This is a genomic window from Streptomyces sp. NPDC001604, assembly GCF_042893475.1.
In the GTDB taxonomy this organism is placed as follows: domain Bacteria; phylum Actinomycetota; class Actinomycetes; order Streptomycetales; family Streptomycetaceae; genus Streptomyces.
In genome coordinates this window covers 309,863-326,666 of sequence record NZ_JBIAUY010000004.1, presented here as the reverse complement: position 1 = coordinate 326,666, position 16,804 = coordinate 309,863, and the positions used below count along the sequence as shown (strand labels likewise).

The 16,804-nt window shown below is 68.1% G+C and carries 18 protein-coding genes; 16 read left to right on the top strand and 2 right to left on the bottom strand.

Features of this window, described 5'->3' with window-relative positions; translation table 11 throughout:
- Positions 1-5 precede the first annotated feature (5 nt).
- Positions 6-311: a ferredoxin gene (locus ACFY1E_RS14595; RefSeq protein ID WP_389075479.1), complete on the bottom strand. Its 306-nt coding sequence runs from the start codon at positions 309-311 to the stop codon at positions 6-8.
- Between the two features lie 578 nt (positions 312-889).
- Between ACFY1E_RS14595 and arc the strand changes: the two genes are divergently transcribed.
- The 6 genes from arc to prcA all read left to right on the top strand — a co-directional run bounded on the left by arc (position 890) and on the right by prcA (position 7,041).
- A complete protein-coding gene (arc, locus tag ACFY1E_RS14590; protein WP_099927637.1) occupies positions 890-2,656 on the top strand; it encodes a proteasome ATPase in 1,767 nt (588 codons plus the stop codon).
- 245 nt (positions 2,657-2,901) lie between these two features.
- Positions 2,902-4,413: a depupylase/deamidase Dop gene (gene dop, locus ACFY1E_RS14585; RefSeq protein ID WP_351466190.1), complete on the top strand. Its 1,512-nt coding sequence runs from the start codon at positions 2,902-2,904 to the stop codon at positions 4,411-4,413.
- A gap of 156 nt (positions 4,414-4,569) precedes the next feature.
- Entirely contained in the window at positions 4,570-4,788 is a 219-nt protein-coding gene (locus tag ACFY1E_RS14580; RefSeq protein ID WP_108011740.1) for a ubiquitin-like protein Pup, read from the top strand.
- 129 nt (positions 4,789-4,917) lie between these two features.
- Positions 4,918-5,430, top strand: a complete 513-nt coding sequence (locus tag ACFY1E_RS14575; protein ID WP_389075475.1) for an endonuclease VII domain-containing protein — start codon at positions 4,918-4,920, stop codon at positions 5,428-5,430.
- Positions 5,382-6,227, top strand: coding sequence for a proteasome subunit beta (gene prcB / locus ACFY1E_RS14570; protein WP_389075473.1), 846 nt, complete (start codon positions 5,382-5,384; stop codon positions 6,225-6,227). The genes ACFY1E_RS14575 and prcB overlap by 49 nt, the downstream gene beginning before the upstream one ends.
- 61 nt (positions 6,228-6,288) lie before the next feature.
- On the top strand, positions 6,289-7,041 hold the full coding sequence (gene prcA / locus ACFY1E_RS14565; protein ID WP_351466197.1) for a proteasome subunit alpha: 753 nt from the start codon (positions 6,289-6,291) through the stop codon (positions 7,039-7,041).
- 72 nt (positions 7,042-7,113) lie between these two features.
- Here the strand turns inward: prcA and ACFY1E_RS14560 are convergent, their stop codons facing one another.
- On the bottom strand, positions 7,114-8,130 hold the full coding sequence (locus ACFY1E_RS14560) for a LacI family DNA-binding transcriptional regulator (protein WP_389075470.1): 1,017 nt from the start codon (positions 8,128-8,130) through the stop codon (positions 7,114-7,116).
- A 182-nt stretch (positions 8,131-8,312) separates the two neighbouring features.
- On the opposite strand from ACFY1E_RS14560, the gene ACFY1E_RS14555 reads away from it, so the two are divergent.
- From ACFY1E_RS14555 to tatC, 10 genes are all read left to right on the top strand, one after another.
- The gene (locus ACFY1E_RS14555) at positions 8,313-9,572 is read left to right on the top strand and encodes an MFS transporter (protein ID WP_389075468.1); all 1,260 of its coding nucleotides are present in this window, start codon (positions 8,313-8,315) and stop codon (positions 9,570-9,572) included.
- Positions 9,573-9,581: 9 nt separating this feature from the next.
- Entirely contained in the window at positions 9,582-10,943 is a 1,362-nt protein-coding gene (pafA, locus tag ACFY1E_RS14550) for a Pup--protein ligase (RefSeq protein WP_059196529.1), read from the top strand.
- A gap of 135 nt (positions 10,944-11,078) precedes the next feature.
- A complete protein-coding gene (locus ACFY1E_RS14545) occupies positions 11,079-12,080 on the top strand; it encodes an FKBP-type peptidyl-prolyl cis-trans isomerase (protein WP_389075465.1) in 1,002 nt (333 codons plus the stop codon).
- A 60-nt stretch (positions 12,081-12,140) separates the two neighbouring features.
- On the top strand, positions 12,141-12,512 hold the full coding sequence (locus ACFY1E_RS14540) for an FKBP-type peptidyl-prolyl cis-trans isomerase (RefSeq protein ID WP_030945962.1): 372 nt from the start codon (positions 12,141-12,143) through the stop codon (positions 12,510-12,512).
- A gap of 130 nt (positions 12,513-12,642) precedes the next feature.
- Complete coding sequence (locus tag ACFY1E_RS14535; RefSeq protein WP_389075463.1) at positions 12,643-13,596, top strand: helix-turn-helix transcriptional regulator; 954 nt, start codon at positions 12,643-12,645, stop codon at positions 13,594-13,596.
- Between the two features lie 18 nt (positions 13,597-13,614).
- Positions 13,615-14,628, top strand: a complete 1,014-nt coding sequence (locus ACFY1E_RS14530) for a helix-turn-helix transcriptional regulator (protein ID WP_389075460.1) — start codon at positions 13,615-13,617, stop codon at positions 14,626-14,628.
- 82 nt (positions 14,629-14,710) lie between these two features.
- Positions 14,711-14,995: a hypothetical protein gene (locus ACFY1E_RS14525; RefSeq protein WP_266953660.1), complete on the top strand. Its 285-nt coding sequence runs from the start codon at positions 14,711-14,713 to the stop codon at positions 14,993-14,995.
- A gap of 10 nt (positions 14,996-15,005) precedes the next feature.
- Positions 15,006-15,200, top strand: coding sequence for a hypothetical protein (locus ACFY1E_RS14520; protein WP_115909189.1), 195 nt, complete (start codon positions 15,006-15,008; stop codon positions 15,198-15,200).
- A 262-nt stretch (positions 15,201-15,462) separates the two neighbouring features.
- Positions 15,463-15,750 carry a Sec-independent protein translocase subunit TatA gene (gene tatA / locus ACFY1E_RS14515; RefSeq protein ID WP_030945949.1) on the top strand — a complete coding sequence of 96 codons (288 nt, stop codon included), beginning with the start codon at positions 15,463-15,465 and terminating at the stop codon, positions 15,748-15,750.
- 92 nt (positions 15,751-15,842) lie between these two features.
- A complete protein-coding gene (gene tatC / locus ACFY1E_RS14510; protein WP_389076029.1) occupies positions 15,843-16,724 on the top strand; it encodes a twin-arginine translocase subunit TatC in 882 nt (293 codons plus the stop codon).
- Positions 16,725-16,804 lie beyond the last annotated feature (80 nt).

The following is a 16,804-nucleotide window of genomic DNA, read 5'->3' as shown; positions in this document are numbered from 1 at the left end:
TCACGTCACTCTGCGTCTGGCCCGTACACCTCGACCTTGTCCGAAACCCGACGCACATGGATACAGTCACCCGGACACTCCCTGGCGGAGTCCACCACGTCCGTGAGAAGCGGCAGCGGCACGGGTGTTGTGGCGCCCGGGGCCTGCAGCAGTTCGTCGCCCGCGCCCTTCACATAGGCCAGGCCGTCGATGTCCAACTCGAACACCTCCGGCGCGTACTGGGCGCAGATGCCGTCGCCGGTACACAGGTCCTGGTCGATCCAGACCTCCAGCTCCTCGCCGCCGGTCGCGACCTCCTGCTGCACGCTCATCTCTCCTGCCGTTCGGCTGTCGAGCCGCCGAAAACCGGGTCGGCTCCGACGGATGTTGACCGCTTCGACCCTACCTCCGGCGGCTTCCCCGCCCTGTCCGGTGGGTATTCCGGGTTCCAAACGACAGCCGAGCAGGCAGCGGCGAAAACACGCCGGACCGCACGCCTCGAACACCTCTTCGCCTGGTGGGCGCCCCTCTGGAGAGCCTCCGACCGCCGCGCAAGCCCGCCCAGTGGCCGAAAACCGCCGTAGGAGTCTGCCCCGTCCAGCCACATCACATCAGTGGCGCACGACGAAGCCCCAGGGCCCGCCGAGCGCCCTGCGCCAAGCCGCCGCGCTCCTGTTCGCAGGTGCGCGGCGTCAACAACTAGGCTCGACACCGATGGGTGTTGAACGCCCCATCGCTGATTACCGCCTGCTTTCGAAGGTTGATGAATGGGTATTCCCCTGGCGTGAGGAACGGCGCAAGGGGCAAGATCGGACACGCCCCTACCGTCTTTGTGATCTAGGGGTTTCAATCGACACCCACCCAGGTAGGGTCTGGAAGCGTCCAGCTCCCCTTGGAGGAGGTGAGGACCGTGGCAGCCCACGACGACGACATGAACCGCGGCATCCGCCCGGGACGAGGGTCCGACGACCCGGCCGGGCAGATTGCCTACCTTGAGCAGGAGATCGCCGTCCTGCGACGCAAGCTCGCCGACTCTCCGCGACACACGAGGATTCTCGAAGAGCGGATCGTCGAGCTGCAGACCAACCTGGCCGGCGTGTCCGCCCAGAACGAGCGACTCGCCAACACGCTCCGTGAGGCCCGCGACCAGATCGTGGCCCTCAAGGAAGAAGTCGACCGGCTCGCACAGCCACCGGCCGGCTTCGGAGTCTTCCTCACGGCGAACGAGGACGGCACGGCCGACATCTTCACCGGAGGCCGCAAACTCCGCGTGAACGTCAGCCCCAGCGTCGACCTCGAAGAACTGAGGCGCGGCCAGGAAGTAATGCTCAACGAAGCGCTCAACGTGGTCGAGGCCATGGAGTTCGAGCGCGTCGGGGACATCGTCACCCTCAAGGAGATCCTCGAGGACGGCGAACGCGCCCTGGTGCTCGGGCACACCGATGAGGAGCGGGTGGTACGGCTCGCCGAGCCACTGCTGGACGTGAACATCCGCCCTGGTGACGCCCTGCTGCTCGAACCCCGATCCGGCTATGTCTACGAGATCGTTCCGAAGAGCGAGGTCGAGGAACTCGTCCTCGAAGAGGTTCCCGACATCGGTTACGAGCAGATCGGCGGACTCGGCGGCCAGATCGAGGCCATCCGCGACGCCGTCGAGCTGCCCTACCTCTACCCGGACCTGTTCAAGGAGCACGAACTGCGGCCGCCCAAGGGCGTCCTGCTGTACGGGCCCCCCGGATGCGGAAAGACGCTCATCGCCAAGGCCGTCGCCAACTCGCTGGCCAAGAAGGTCGCCGAGGTGACCGGCCAGGCCGCCGGCAAGAGCTTCTTCCTCAACATCAAGGGCCCCGAGCTCCTCAACAAGTACGTCGGTGAGACCGAGCGGCAGATCCGCCTCGTCTTCCAGCGTGCGCGAGAGAAGGCCAGCGAGGGCACACCCGTCATCGTCTTCTTCGACGAGATGGAGTCCCTCTTCCGCACCCGGGGCTCCGGCGTCAGCTCGGACGTGGAGAACACCATCGTCCCCCAGCTGCTCGCCGAGATCGACGGCGTGGAGGGCCTGCAGAACGTGGTCGTGATCGGCGCCTCCAACCGCGAGGACATGATCGACCCCGCCATCCTGCGACCCGGCCGCCTTGATGTGAAAATCAAGATCGAGCGCCCCGATGCCGAAGCCGCCAAGGACATCTTCGGCAAGTACCTCACCGAACGCCTCCCCCTGCACGCCGACGACCTCGGCGAACACGGCGGCAGCAAGACGACCACCGTCGAAAGCATGATCCAGACGGCCGTCGAGCACATGTACGCAGAATCCGAGGAAAACCGCTTCCTGGAGGTCACCTACGCCAACGGCGACAAGGAAGTCCTCTACTTCAAGGACTTCAACTCCGGCGCCATGATCGAAAACATCGTCGGCCGCGCCAAGAAGATGGCGATCAAGGACTTCCTCGACCACAACCAGAAGGGCCTCCGCGTCTCCCACCTCCTCCAGGCATGCGTGGACGAGTTCAAGGAGAACGAAGACCTCCCCAACACCACCAACCCGGACGACTGGGCCCGAATCTCCGGAAAGAAGGGCGAACGGATCGTCTACATCCGCACCCTCATCACCGGAAAGCAGGGCGCCGACACCGGACGCTCCATCGACACGGTGGCGAACACCGGTCAGTACCTGTAAAAAACAGGGCGGCTGCGGGTGCCCTCACCGGGTACCCGCAGTCGACTGTTTTTCAGGCCAAGACCGCAACAAGAGGCGCGCAAGGCAATGACGCAAATGATCTCCCCACCAGCGCAAAGCCGTTCTAGGCTCTTCGGTACCGCCGAGTCGCGCAGTGCGGGGACGGGCACCGCACACGCACCGGAGCGCCAGCGGTACTTGAGCAGCGTCCCCGACCGAGGGCGCCGCCGGGCAAGGAGGGCCGCATGACCGTACGGCGAGTAATGGGCATCGAGACGGAGTACGGCATCTCCGTCCCCGGCCACCCCAACGCCAATGCCATGCTCACCTCGTCCCAGATCGTCAACGCCTACGCGGCGGCGATGCACAGGGCCCGCCGGGCCCGCTGGGACTTCGAGGAGGAGAACCCGCTGCGCGACGCGCGAGGCTTCGACCTCGCCCGCGAGGCCGCCGACGCCAGCCAGCTCACCGACGAGGACATCGGCCTCGCCAACGTGATCCTCACCAACGGCGCACGACTCTACGTCGACCACGCACACCCCGAATACAGCGCCCCCGAGGTCACCAACCCCCGCGACGCCGTCCTCTGGGACAAGGCCGGCGAACGCATCATGGCCGAAGCCGCCGAACGGGCCGCCGCACTCCCCGGCGCCCAGCCGATCCACCTCTACAAGAACAACACCGACAACAAGGGCGCCTCCTACGGCACGCACGAGAACTACCTGATGAAACGGGAAACCCCCTTCTCGGACATCGTGCGCCACCTCACGCCCTTCTTCGTCTCCCGCCAGGTCGTCACCGGCGCCGGCCGCGTCGGCATCGGCCAGGACGGCCACGAACACGGCTTCCAGCTCAGCCAGCGCGCCGACTACTTCGAGGTCGAGGTAGGCCTCGAGACCACCCTCAAGCGCCCGATCATCAACACACGCGACGAGCCCCACGCCGACGCGGAGAAGTACCGCCGCCTGCACGTGATCATCGGCGACGCGAACCTCTCCGAGATCTCGACGTACCTGAAACTGGGCACGACGGCGCTCGTCCTGTCCATGATCGAAGACGGCTTCATCGCCGTCGACCTGGCCGTGGACCAGCCCGTCCGCACCCTCCACCAGGTCTCCCACGACCCGACGCTCAAGCGCCTGGTCACCCTCCGCAGCGGCCGCACACTCACCGCCGTCCAGCTCCAGATGGAGTACTTCGAGCTCTCCCGCAAATACGTCGAGGAACGCTTCGGCGCCGACGCCGACGACCAGACCAAGGACGTCCTCGCCCGCTGGGAGGACACCCTCAACCGCCTGGAGAACGACCCCATGAGCCTCGCCGGCGAACTGGACTGGGTCGCCAAGCGGGAGCTCATGGAGGGCTACCGCCGCCGCGACGGCCTCGACTGGGACGCCGCCAAGCTCCACCTCCTCGACCTCCAGTACGCCGACGTACGCCCCGAAAAGGGCCTCTACAACCGTCTCGCGGCCCGCGGCCGCATGAAGCGCCTCCTGGACGAGAACGAGGTCGAGAGGGCCCGTACGAAGCCACCGGAGGACACCCGCGCCTACTTCCGCGGACGCTGCCTGGAGCAGTACGCGGACGACGTCGCGGCGGCCTCCTGGGACTCCGTGATCTTCGACCTCCCGGGCCGGGACTCACTCCAACGCGTCCCAACCCTGGAACCGCTTCGCGGAACGCGAAATCACGTCAAGGAGCTCCTTGACCGCTGCCGCACGGCGGAAGACCTGGTCAGGGTGCTGTCGGGCGGCTGAGCAGGCGCCAGGGCCGAACCGGCCGGACAGGGTGGAAAGTCCAACGTCAGGGAATCATCGAGGTGGCCCCCGTACGTTGTAGCAACTGCGGGGCCGATGTCAGACCCTGCTTGTAGGGTCTGATCAAGAACGTCGAACCGAGCGGGGTGAGGGGTTATGGCGACCAAGGACACCGGCGGCGGCCAGCAGAAGGCGACGCGCTCCACGGAGGAGGTCGAGGAGCAGGCGCAGGATGCTCAGGCATCCGACGACCTCAAGGAGCGCCAGGAGAAGCTGAGCGACGACGTGGACTCCGTCCTGGACGAAATCGATGATGTGCTCGAGGAGAACGCAGAGGATTTCGTGCGCTCCTTTGTGCAAAAAGGCGGGCAGTAAGCCTCGTTTCCCTTCGAATCGAAGGCTTGCGGCTAGCGGGGGCGTCGAGTGCAAGAAGAGCAAGGTGTGAAGCGCTGTCCGAGGTGCGAGGAGGACAAACCTCGGACAGCCTTCGCAAGGAACAAGGCGATGCGTGATGGGCTGCAGGTCTATTGCAGGGAGTGGGCGTCCGCGTACCACCAGGCGCGGCAGGTGGCCAAGGGACGCAACGTGCGGCCGCGAGTGGATGTTCCTGCGGGCCACAAGTACTGCCGCACGTGCGGCGAGATCAAACCGCACAGTGAGTGGACGCGGAATCGCAGCGCTTCGGACGGCTTCGCGACCCTCTGCAAGTCATGCAAGGCGATGAAGGGGCGAGCAGGCCATCTGAAGCGCCACTACGGCATCACCGAAGCCGACCGCGACGAGATGATCGCCTCTCAAATGGGGCTCTGTGTGATCTGCCTGAAAGCTCCGGCCGTGCATGTGGATCACTGCCACGAGACGGGTAGGGTCCGAGGCGTACTGTGCTTCAACTGCAATTCGGCCATCGGCAAGTTGGGAGATGACCCCGACGCTGTCCGTCGGGCCGCCGCTTACTTGGAAGGAATCGCGTGGAAGCCAACACTCGTAGCACCGGGCGTCTACCAGCTGCCTTCCTGACGCCTGGCTCGTCGTCCTTCATGGACTTCCTGTCCGAGCACCAGCCGGAGATGCTGCCGGGCAACCGGCAGCTGCCCCCGACGCAGGGCGTCATCGAGGCGCCGCACGGCACGACCATCGTGGCCGTGACGTTCCCGGGCGGTGTCGTGCTGGCCGGTGACCGTCGCGCCACCATGGGCAACATCATCGCGCAGCGGGACATCGAGAAGGTGTTCCCGGCCGACGAGTACTCCGCCGTCGGTATCGCCGGTACGGCGGGCCTCGCCGTCGAGATGGTCAAGCTGTTCCAGCTGGAGCTGGAGCACTTCGAGAAGGTCGAGGGGGCGCAGCTCTCGTTGGAGGGCAAGGCGAACCGGCTGTCGACCATGATCCGTTCCAACCTCGGCATGGCCATGCAGGGCCTGGCCGTGGTTCCCCTCTTCGCCGGTTACGACGTGGACCGTGAGAAGGGGCGCATCTTCTCCTATGACGTGACGGGCGGCCGCTCCGAGGAGCACGGGTATGCGGCCACGGGCTCCGGTTCGATCTTCGCGCGCGGTGCCATGAAGAAGCTTTTCCGTGACGACCTGTCCGAGGACCAGGCCACGACGCTCGTGGTGCAGGCCCTCTATGACGCGGCTGATGACGACTCGGCGACCGGTGGTCCCGATGTCGCCCGCCGGATCTATCCGATCGTGACCGTGATCACCGAGGACGGTTTCCGCCGGCTGACCGAGGAGGAGTCCTCCGAGATCGCCCGCTCGATCCTGGAGCGGCGGCTGGAGCAGCCCGACGGTCCGCGGGCCGCGCTGCTGTAGCCGGGTGACCGGCTCTTGTGAAGGTGATCGCGTGACTTCGACAGAAAGGGACGGATAACCGGTGTCGACGCCGTTCTATGTCTCACCCCAGCAGGCCATGGCCGACCGGGCGGAGTACGCCCGTAAGGGCATCGCCCGTGGTCGCAGCCTGGTCGTGTTGCAGTATGCCGACGGCATTGTGTTCGTCGGTGAGAACCCGTCCCGTGCGCTGCACAAGTTCAGCGAGATCTATGACCGGATCGGTTTTGCGGCCGCCGGCAAGTACAACGAGTACGAGAATCTGCGGATCGGTGGTGTGCGGTATGCCGATCTTCGTGGTTACACCTATGACCGTGATGACGTGACCGCTCGCGGTCTTGCCAATGTCTACGCCCAGACGCTGGGCACGATCTTCTCCAGTGCGGCCGAGAAGCCGTACGAGGTGGAGCTGGTCGTTGCCGAGGTGGGTGAGACGCCCGAGGGTGATCAGATCTATCGGTTGCCGCATGACGGGTCGATCGTGGACGAGCATGGCTCGGTCGCGGTCGGTGGTAATTCCGAGCAGATCAGCACTTATCTCGATCAGCAGCACCGTGAGGGCATGTCGCTCGCGGAGGGGCTGAAGCTGGCCGTGCAGGCGCTGTCCCGCGACACGAACGGCACGCAGCGGGAGATTCCCGCCGAGCGTCTGGAGGTCGCGGTGCTGGACCGTACGCGGCCGCAGGCGAGGAAGTTCAAGCGGATCGTGGGCCGGCAGCTGTCCCGGCTCCTGGAGGCCGACGGAGCGGCCACGGAGGCCGAGAGCAGTGCGGAGGAGGGCTCGGACGAGGAGTAGGCCAGTAGGCCGCCTCACCCCCATCCCGCTCCTGTGTGCCCCGGTCGTCGATGCGGCCGGGGCACAGGGCGTTCAGGGGCCGCTGGGCGGCGCTGTCGAGCCTCGTACGACCAGTTGGACGGGGATGTCGCCTGCGTCGGGCACGCGTCCCTCCAGGACGGCGAGCAGGGCTTCCATGCCGCGTTCGCCGAAGAGTTCGGCGTCCAGGCGGACGGTCGTGAGTTCGGGGTCGAGGGCGGTGGCGAGGGCGAGGTCGTCGAGGCCGGTGACGGAGATGTCGTCGGGGATGCGCAGGCCCAGGCGGCGGGCTGCTTTGTAGGCGCCTGCGGCGAGTTTGTCGTCGTCGCAGACGAGGGCGGTGGGTCGGGGTCCGGGGGCGGAGAGGGCGGCTTCGGCGGCGGTCAGGGCGCCCTCGATGGAGATCGGTGCCCGAGCCGTCCGTACGGAGGTGCCGGGGACGGCGGCGACCCGTGCGGCCAGTTCGCGCGCGCGTACTTCGAAGGTCCAGGACGCCACGTCCGCCGCGAGGTGCAGGAGGTGGCGGTGGCCCAGGCCCAGCAGGTGTTCGGCGACCTGTCGGACGCCGTCCGTGATGTCGAGGTTCACGGTGGCTGCGCCGAGGCTGCCCTTCGGGTCGCTGTCGAGCATGACGAGGGGGAGCTGGTCGCCGCGGATGGCGGTGAGGGCGTCGGCGGCCATGGAGGAGGCGATGACGCCGTCGAGGGCGGCCTGGGCGGAGGCGAAGGGGTCGCGGGCGGGGCCGATGCCTTCGGGGGAGGGGTAGAGGACGACGCCGAAGCCGTGGTCGGCGGCCACCCGGGCCGCGCCCGTGTAGACGCCCGCGAAGAACTCCGTCGTCAGTGCCGGGACGACGAGGAGGACGGTGCGGGTGCGGCCGAGGCGGAGGTTGCGGGCGGCGAGGTTGGGTCGGTAGCCGAGCTCGCGGGCGGCTTCGCGGACGCGTTCGGCGGTGGCCTGTGAGACGCGGCCGCGCCATTTGTCGCCGAGGACGAGGGAGACCGCGGCCTGGGAGACGCCGGCGGCCTGGGCGACGTCGCGGCTGGTGGGGCGGGTGCTGCCGGGTGCCACCGTGGGCCTGCTCCTTGTTTTCCGGGTCTTCTGGTCGTCTTCTGGTGGTTCGCCTCCGGGCGTTCCGGCTGCCCTTCGGCTCACGTCCGTCGTCTGGACTCGTGAACAGCGCACATGGTACGTATGGGAGCGGACGTTATACGTAAAACTTCCGGCGTCGGCCCGGGAGAGGGGAAGCGGACATGGCTGCGGGATACGTGGAGATCCTCAGGACGCGGCATGCCGCGCGCCTGCTCGCCGGCACCCTGGTGGGCCGTCTGCCGTGTGCGGTCGCCGCGATCGCGGTCGTGCTGTTCGTGCGGGCGGAGGGCGGAACCTACAGCCTGGCCGGCGGGCTCGCGGCGGTGTACGGAGTGGCCAATGCCGTGGGGCAGCCGCTGCTGGGGCGACTGGTGGATCTGTTCGGGCAGCCGCGTGTCCAGCTGCCCGCCGCGCTCGGTTCCGCGTTGGCCATGTGCGGGTTTGCCTTCGTCGGCATCGATCCGCCGGCGCTCGCGTACGGGTGCGTGGCGCTCGCCGGGCTGTTCACGCCTCCCCTGGAGGGTGGTCTGCGGGCGCTGTGGTCGTCGGTGCTGCGCGGCGAGGGTCAGGTGCAGACGGCGTATGCGCTGGATGCCGTCGCCCAGGAAGTCATGTTCACCGTCGGCCCGTTGCTGGTGACGCTGTGCGTGTCGCTCTGGTCGGCGCGGGTGGCGCTGGTGCTCCTCAACGTGGTCGGGGTGCTGGGTGCCTTGTCGGTGGTGGTGTCGCCGCCGTCGCGGGAGTGGCGTTCGGCGCCGCGCGAGGCGCACTGGCTGGGTGCGCTGCGCTCGCCGGGCCTCCTTGTGCTGCTGGGTGCGTTTCTGGCGGTGGGGATGGCGCTGGGGTCCATTGCGGTCGCGGCCGTGGCGTATGCGGACGGACACGGCGGGGATGCGGTGTACGGCTGGCTGATGGCGGCGATCGGCCTCGGGGCTCTCGTGGGCGGTACGGCGTACGGGGCGCGGCAGTGGAGTGGTGCGCCGGAGCGGCGACTGCGGGTGCTGGTGGCGCTTCTGGCGGTGTGTTATCTGCCGCTCACTCTGATGCCCGGTCCGGTGGCGATGACGGTGCTCGCGGCGGTCGCGGGGCTCTTCCTTGCGCCGTGTCTCGCGTGTGCGTTCGTCCTCGTCGACCGGCATGCGCCGCGCGGCACGGTCACCGAGGCGTTCTCGTGGATTGTGACGACGTTCACAGTGGGTTCCTCGGTGGGAACGGGCCTGGCGGGCCCGGTCGTCGAGTGGGGCGGGGCCGTGTGGGGCTTCGCCGTGCCGGGCGTCGCGGGGGCCGTGGCGCTGCTGGTTCTGCTGGCCACCGGGCGGGTCCTTGCAGCTCCCGCGGGGCGTGCGGTGGTTGCGGCTTCATCGGAAAATGATCCAAACCGTGCCGTCGAACCCCGTTTCAGCTCAGGGGATCGGGCGTAATGTTCAGTCATGGACCGCCGCATTTTCGGGCTGGAGAACGAGTACGGCGTCACGTGTACGTTCAGGGGACAGCGCCGCCTGTCTCCCGACGAGGTGGCGCGGTACCTCTTCCGCCGTGTCGTGTCATGGGGCCGCAGCAGCAATGTCTTTCTGCGAAACGGCGCCCGCCTCTATCTCGACGTGGGCTCACATCCGGAATACGCGACACCGGAATGTGACAACGTGACCGAGCTGGTCACCCACGACAAAGCGGGCGAGCGCATTCTCGAAGGACTCCTGGTGGACGCCGAACGACGCCTGCACGAGGAGGGAATCGCGGGCGACGTCTACCTCTTCAAGAACAACACCGACTCGGCGGGCAACTCCTACGGCTGCCACGAGAACTATCTCGTGGCACGTCATGGGGAGTTCTCCCGGCTCGCGGACATTCTCATCCCGTTCCTCGTCACGAGGCAGCTTCTGTGCGGTGCCGGCAAGGTGCTGCAGACCCCGCGGGGCGCGGTGTACTGCGTCAGTCAGCGGGCCGAGCACATCTGGGAGGGCGTCTCCTCGGCGACGACCCGTTCGAGGCCGATCATCAACACGCGCGACGAGCCGCACGCGGACGCCGAGCGCTACCGCCGCCTGCATGTCATCGTGGGCGACTCGAACATGTCCGAGACGACCATGCTGCTCAAGGTCGGGGCGACCGACCTGGTGCTGCGCATGATCGAGGCGGGCACGGTGATGCGGGACCTGACCCTGGAGAACCCGATCCGGGCGATCCGTGAGGTCAGCCATGACATCACGGGCCGGCGCAAGGTGCGTCTGGCGAGCGGCCGCGAGGCGTCCGCCCTCGAGGTGCAGCGCGAGTACTACGAGAAGGCCGTGGACTTCTGCGAGCGCCGCGGTATCCGCACCGGCACCGTCGAGCAGGTCCTGGAGCTGTGGGGCCGCACGCTGGACGCGATCGAGGCGGAGGACCTCGACCGGATCGGCACCGAGATCGACTGGGTGATGAAGTACAAGCTCATCGAGCGGTACCGGGCCAAGCACAACATGACCATGTCGCATCCGAGGGTCGCGCAGATAGACCTCGCGTACCACGACATTCACCGTCGTCGTGGCCTGTACTACCTGCTCGAGAGGAAGGGTCAAGCAGCGCGGATCTGCAACGACTTGAAGATCTTCGAGGGCAAGTCCGTTCCGCCGCAGACCACTCGGGCCCGGCTGCGCGGTGACTTCATCCGCAGGGCCCAGGAACAGCGCCGGGACTTCACGGTCGACTGGGTCCATCTGAAGCTCAACGACCAGGCGCAGCGCACGGTGTTGTGCAAGGACCCGTTCCGTTCCGTGGACGACCGGGTGGAGAAGCTGATCGCAGGAATGTGAGCTATGTGAACAACGCGTTCCGGTGAAAGGCCGGAACGCAACACGGGCGCCGTACGTTTCCCGTACGGCGCCCTTCTCACGCCGTAGAGTTGCGCGCACGCCATCAACAAGATCGACCGATACGAGGCCTTAACCGTGCGCCGACGCTCCCTTCTCATCGCCGTTCCCGCAGGACTGGTCACACTCGCTGGATGCGGTGACGACAAGTCCGCCTCGAGCAAGGCCGAAGCGAGTCCGTCGCCCTCCGCACCGGCCACGTCCGCCGCGCCGCCCCCGAAGATCGTCGACGGGCCGCTGCCGGCGATCACGGCGGGCACGAAGTTCGGTGAGAAGCCGACCGTCGCCAAGGGCACCGGCGAGCCGTCGAAGAACCTCGCGGTCAAGACGCTCATCGCGGGCGGCGGGCAGACGATCGCGGAGAACGACTATGTGCAGGCCCACTACCTCGGCCAGATCTGGAACACGGCGAAGGTCTTCGACAACTCCTACGACCGCAAGACGCCCCTGATCATCCAGCTCGCCGCGGGCAGCATCATCGACGGCTGGCGGTACGGCCTGACGGGCAAGAAGACCGGCAGCCGCGTCGAGATGGCCGTCCCGCCCACCTGGGGGTACGGCACGTCGGGCAATGCGCAGGCGGGCATCAAGGGCACCGACACGCTGGTGTTCGTGGTGGACGTGCAGGCCACGTTCAACGCCAAGAGCTCCGCCAAGGGCACGGACGTGGCGCAGAAGGACGCGGCGCTGCCCAAGGTCGGCACCAACACCGACGGTGCGGCGCCCTCCATCGACGTACCGAAGAAGCCCGCGCCCACCAAGCTGGTGGCCAACTACATCATCGAGGGTGACGGCCCCGTGGTCGGTGCGCAGGACAGTGTGCTCGTGCAGTACAAGGGCGTGTTCTGGGACTCCGGCAAGGAGTTCGACTCGACGTACAGCCGGGGGGCGCTGACGTCGTTCGGCCTGCAGCAGGTCGTCAAGGGCTGGGGGGAGGGTCTGACCGGCAAGAAGGTCGGCAGTCGGGTCCTCATCGTGATCCCGCCGAAGCTGGGCTACGGGGACAAGCCGCCGGCCGGCAGCGGCATCAAGAAGGACTCCGTGCTGGTCTTCACGGTCGACCTCCTGGCCAAGATGTAACGGCTCGGTGATGTAAGACTGTGCGTGTTGCCTTTCCGCAGACAAGCAGGAGCTAGAGACGTGAGCATCGAGAAGCCCGAGATCGACTTCCCGGGCGGCGAGCCCCCGGCGGACCTCGAGATCAAGGACATCTGGGAGGGCGACGGCGCTGTTGCGCAGGCGGGCCAGACCGTCACCGTCCACTACGTGGGCGTCGCCTTCAGCACCGGTGAGGAGTTCGACGCGAGCTGGAACCGCGGGACGCCGTTCCGCTTCCCGCTCGGTGGCGGCCGCGTCATCAAGGGCTGGGACCTCGGCGTGCAGGGCATGAAGGTCGGCGGCCGTCGTCAGCTGACGATCCCCGCCCACCTCGCCTACGGCAACCAGAGCCCGACCCCGGCGATCAAGCCGGGCGAGACGCTGATCTTCGTGGTCGACCTCGTCGCGGTCTGATCGCCGCCGCGACCGGACCCGATCACCTGGGGCCCATGCCTGTCCGGGCATGGGCCCTCGGCTTTTGCCACGCCACTTCGGGGCGGTACGGTCATCGTCGTAAAGCACCATAGGGAGGCGAAGGGCGTCGATGGCCATTGCCAAGGCCGAGCGGCTGATGAACCTGGCGCTGTGTCTGCTCGGGACGCGGCGGCCGCTCAGCAAGCGCGAGCTTCGTGAGTCCATCGAGGCCTACCTCGAAGCGGGCAGTGACGACTCCTTCAGCCGGATGTTCGAGCGGGACAAGGACGATCTGCGCGAACTCGGCCTGGTCATCGAGACGGTGGAGAACCTCGACGGCGAGGTGGGCTATCTGGCCCGCCGGGACAGCAACCGCCTGCCGCCCATCACGCTCGACGCCGAGGAGGCCGCCGCGCTCGGTCTCGCCGCCAAGGTGTGGCAGCAGGCCCGGCTGGCGGGTGCGGCCAGCGGCGCCCTGCAGAAGCTGCGCGCGGCCGGCATGCCCGAGGACGTCGACCCGTACGAGGCGCACGGCGCCCTGGAACCCCGCATCCCGGTGCACGAGGTCGCTTTCGAGCCGCTGATGCTGGCCTGCCGCGATCGCCGCCCGGTCGTCTTCGACTACCGCAAGGCCACCGCCGCCCACCCCGAGCCCCGGCATGTGGAGCCGTGGGCGCTGGAGTGCTGGCGCGGCCATTGGTACCTGGCCGGCTGGGACCGCGACCGGGGCGCCGAGCGGGTGTTCCGGCTGTCGCGGATCACCGGCAAGGTACGCAGCCGCAGCGGACGGTTCACGGCGGAGATCCCCGATGTCGTCACCGTCCGGGAGACCGTGGCGAGCTGGGCGGGGGAGACCGCCGACCGCTCCGCCCTGATCCGGCTGCGCTCGGGCGCGGGCTACCCCCTTCGGGCGAAGGCCACCGCGGTGCGGGAACTCGGCGACGGCTGGGACGAGTTGGAGATTCCGTACGGGCACGGGCTGGACGCCTGGCTGGTGGAGTTCGGGCCGGACGTGGTGGTCCTCGAGCCGGCCGAGCTGCGTGCGGACGTGGTGGACCGGCTGCGGGCCGTGGCCAAGGGCTGAGGGGGAGCGAGCAGGACAGTGGCAGGCAAACCGGTCAGGCCCGTGAACGCCATCGACCAGACCCGGCGGATGCTCTCCCTGGTGACGTATCTGAAGGAGCGCCCCGGGGCCCGGGTGGAGGACGTCGCGCGCGCCTTCGGCATCACCGAGGACGAGCTGGTCTCCGACCTGGATGTGCTGCCCATGTGCGGCACCAGCTTCCGCGGCGGCGACCTGCTCGACATCGACACCGACGGCGAGCGCATCTGGTGGCACAACCCCGACGACGTGGCGGAACCGCTGCGGCTGGCCGCCGACGAGGCGACGGCGCTGCTGGTGGCCGCCCGCGCCGTGTCCACCCTGCCCGGGCTGCGGGAGAGCGACCGGCAGGCGCTGCTGCGCGCCAACGCCAAGCTGGAGGCCGCGGCCGGTGAGGCGGCGGGAGCCAGCTCCCGGCTGTCGGTGACCTTCGAGTCCGAGGGCGGTGTCTTCGCCGACGTGGACCGTGCGATCTCGGAGCGCCGCCGCCTGTGGATCCGCTACTACTCGCCCGCGCGCGACGAGCTCACCGAGCGGGAGATCGACCCCATCCGCCTGGTCAGCGTCGGGCACACGTACGTGGAGGCCTGGTGCCGGCGTTCCGAGGCGCGCCGCACCTTCCGGCTCGACCGGGTCGCCGAGATCAAAATCCTGGACGAGCCGTCCGCGCCGCCCGAGATCGAGCTCAGGGACCTGTCGGAGGCGCTGGTGCAGCCGGCCGCCGAGGATCCGGAGGTCGTCGTCGAGGTCGGCCCGGGCGGCCGCTGGGTCGCCGAGTACTACCCGCACGACAGCGCGGATGAGCTGGCGGACGGCGGGCTGCGTATCACCCTGCGGACCCCGGACCCGGCGTCGCTGCGGCGGCTGGCGCTGCGGCTCGGGCGGGACGGCCGGATCGTCTCGCCGCCCGAGCTCGCCGACAGCGCCCGCCAGGCGGCCCGTGAGGCGCTGGAGGCGTACGACGGGATCGAGGCGCAGGACCCGCACACAGGGCCTGCGGTTCAGGACGGGTAGTCCGGCAGGCGGGAGTGAGCTGGACGGGGCGTCGGCCGCGGGGTCCCGGAGGCGATCGGCCTAGGGAAGAGGAGCAGGGGCTTTGAGCGAGTCGTCGGTGTCTGGTGCGGGGGGCATGTCGGTCGCGGCCGCCTTCGCCGGGATGAGAAGCGTGACCCCGGTGACCTTCAGGGCGGGCTGCCCCGACTGCCGCGGCAGCTTCGAACTCGCGGCCGCGGCCCTGCGCCTGGCGATCGGTGCCACCAGTCGTACGACGTTCTACTCGTTCACCTGCCCCGACTGCGGCGCCTCGGTCCGCAAGCCGGCCGGGGAGCGCATTGTCGAGCTGCTGACCGGCGGCGGGGTCAGGACCTTGCGGACCGTCTAGGCTCGACGTCATGTTCTGGCCGATGTTCGCGGTAGCTGTGGGATTCCTGGGTCTCGCCGTGCTCGGGGTGTTCGCCGTGCGGGTGTTCGTCGAGGCCCAGCGCCTCGGACGGCAGGTCACGGACTCCGCGCGCCGTATCAACCAGGCCGCCGAGGACCTCGAGCGGGCGGCCGTGAGCACCGCCCGCGCCGTGGACTCCCTCTGAGTACTGCTGTGCGAGGCGTGTGAGTCGTGCGCCCCAGGCGGTTTGGGTCACTTCGACCTGTCACCGGGGCCACCCTGGCGGGTACGCTGCTGGTCGCGGACCGGAGAACGAGGCCCGGACCGCGGACCGGGAGTACGCACGGGGATTGCCTCACGTTTACCCCTGAGCGTTACGATCGCTGTCAGCACGGCTGATCGGACACTTGTCCGACTGGTCGGACAGCATCCCACCCCCAGCCGCCTCGGTGAGAAGGTAAAGACTTATGTTCGGAAGGCTCGGCGCCCCCGAGATCATTCTCATCCTTATCGTCGTCGTTCTCCTTTTCGGCGCCAAGAAGCTTCCCGACATGGCGCGCTCGCTCGGCAAGTCCGCTCGCATCCTCAAGAGCGAGGCCAAGGCGATGAAGGAAGAGGGCAGCAGCACGGCCACCCCGGCCGGCCCGCCCAACAACGACGAGCAGCCCCCGGCTCAGCGCACCATCCAGGCCGCCCCCGGCGACGTCACCAGCTCGCGCCCGGTCAGCGAGCCGACGGACACCACCAAGCGCTGACGCAGGGCCGGACACACCCGGCCCGCCGCACGAGATGAGGACGTGGGTTGCTCAAGTCTGCCCGCAAGAAGGAGAAGGATCCCGAGGGGCGGATGCCGCTCGTGGATCACCTTCGTGAGCTCCGCAACCGGCTCGCGAAGGGCATGCTGGCCATCACGATCGTCTCCGTGGTGGCTGCCTTTTACAGCTCGGAACTGATGAGCTTCCTCATGAACCCGGTGCCGAAGTGCACGAAGGGTCTGGGGGAGTCCACCGGCGGCCACTGCGCGGTCATCGCCTACACCGACCTGTTGTCCCCCTTCACCACCACGGTGAAGGTGGTCTTCATGGCGGGCGTCGTGCTCTCCAGCCCGGTCTGGCTCTACCAGCTCTGGGCGTTCGTGGCGCCGGGCCTGCACAAGCACGAGCGCAAGTACACGTACTGGTTCGTGTCGGCCGCCGTCCCGCTCTTCCTGGCGGGCGCCTGGCTCGCCTACACGATCCTGCCCATCAGCATGCGCGTGCTGCTGGGGATCACGCCCAACGGCTCGGCGAACATCCTGCCGATGGACAAGATCCTGGACTTCATCGTCCGGATGATCCTCATCTTCGGAGGGGCCTTCGAGCTGCCTCTGATCCTGGTCATGCTCAACTTCGCGGGCATCGTGAGCGGCCGCAGGATGGTCAGCTGGTGGCGCGGCGTCGTCATGGGCGTCTTCGTCTTCGGAGCGGTCGCCACCCCCACCACCGACCCCTTCGGCATGATCGCGCTGGCCGGGCCCATCGTGGTCCTGTACTTCATCGCGGTCGGCGTGGCCATGCTGAACGACCGGCGCCGCCGGCGGGCCAATCCCGACGCCGAGCTGGACGACGACGAGGCCTCCGACCTCGACCTGACACCGCAACCCATCGGCGAGGTCGAGCGCGTCTCGGCGTCTCCGGGCGTGCCCGAGCAGGCCAACGGGAGCGTCAACGGCTACGACGACGTCACCTGAGCACCACCCCGGGACAACGGCATGAGCAAGGGCCGGACGGAAGACCCGTCCGGCCCTTGTGGTGTGCGCGGACAGTCCTC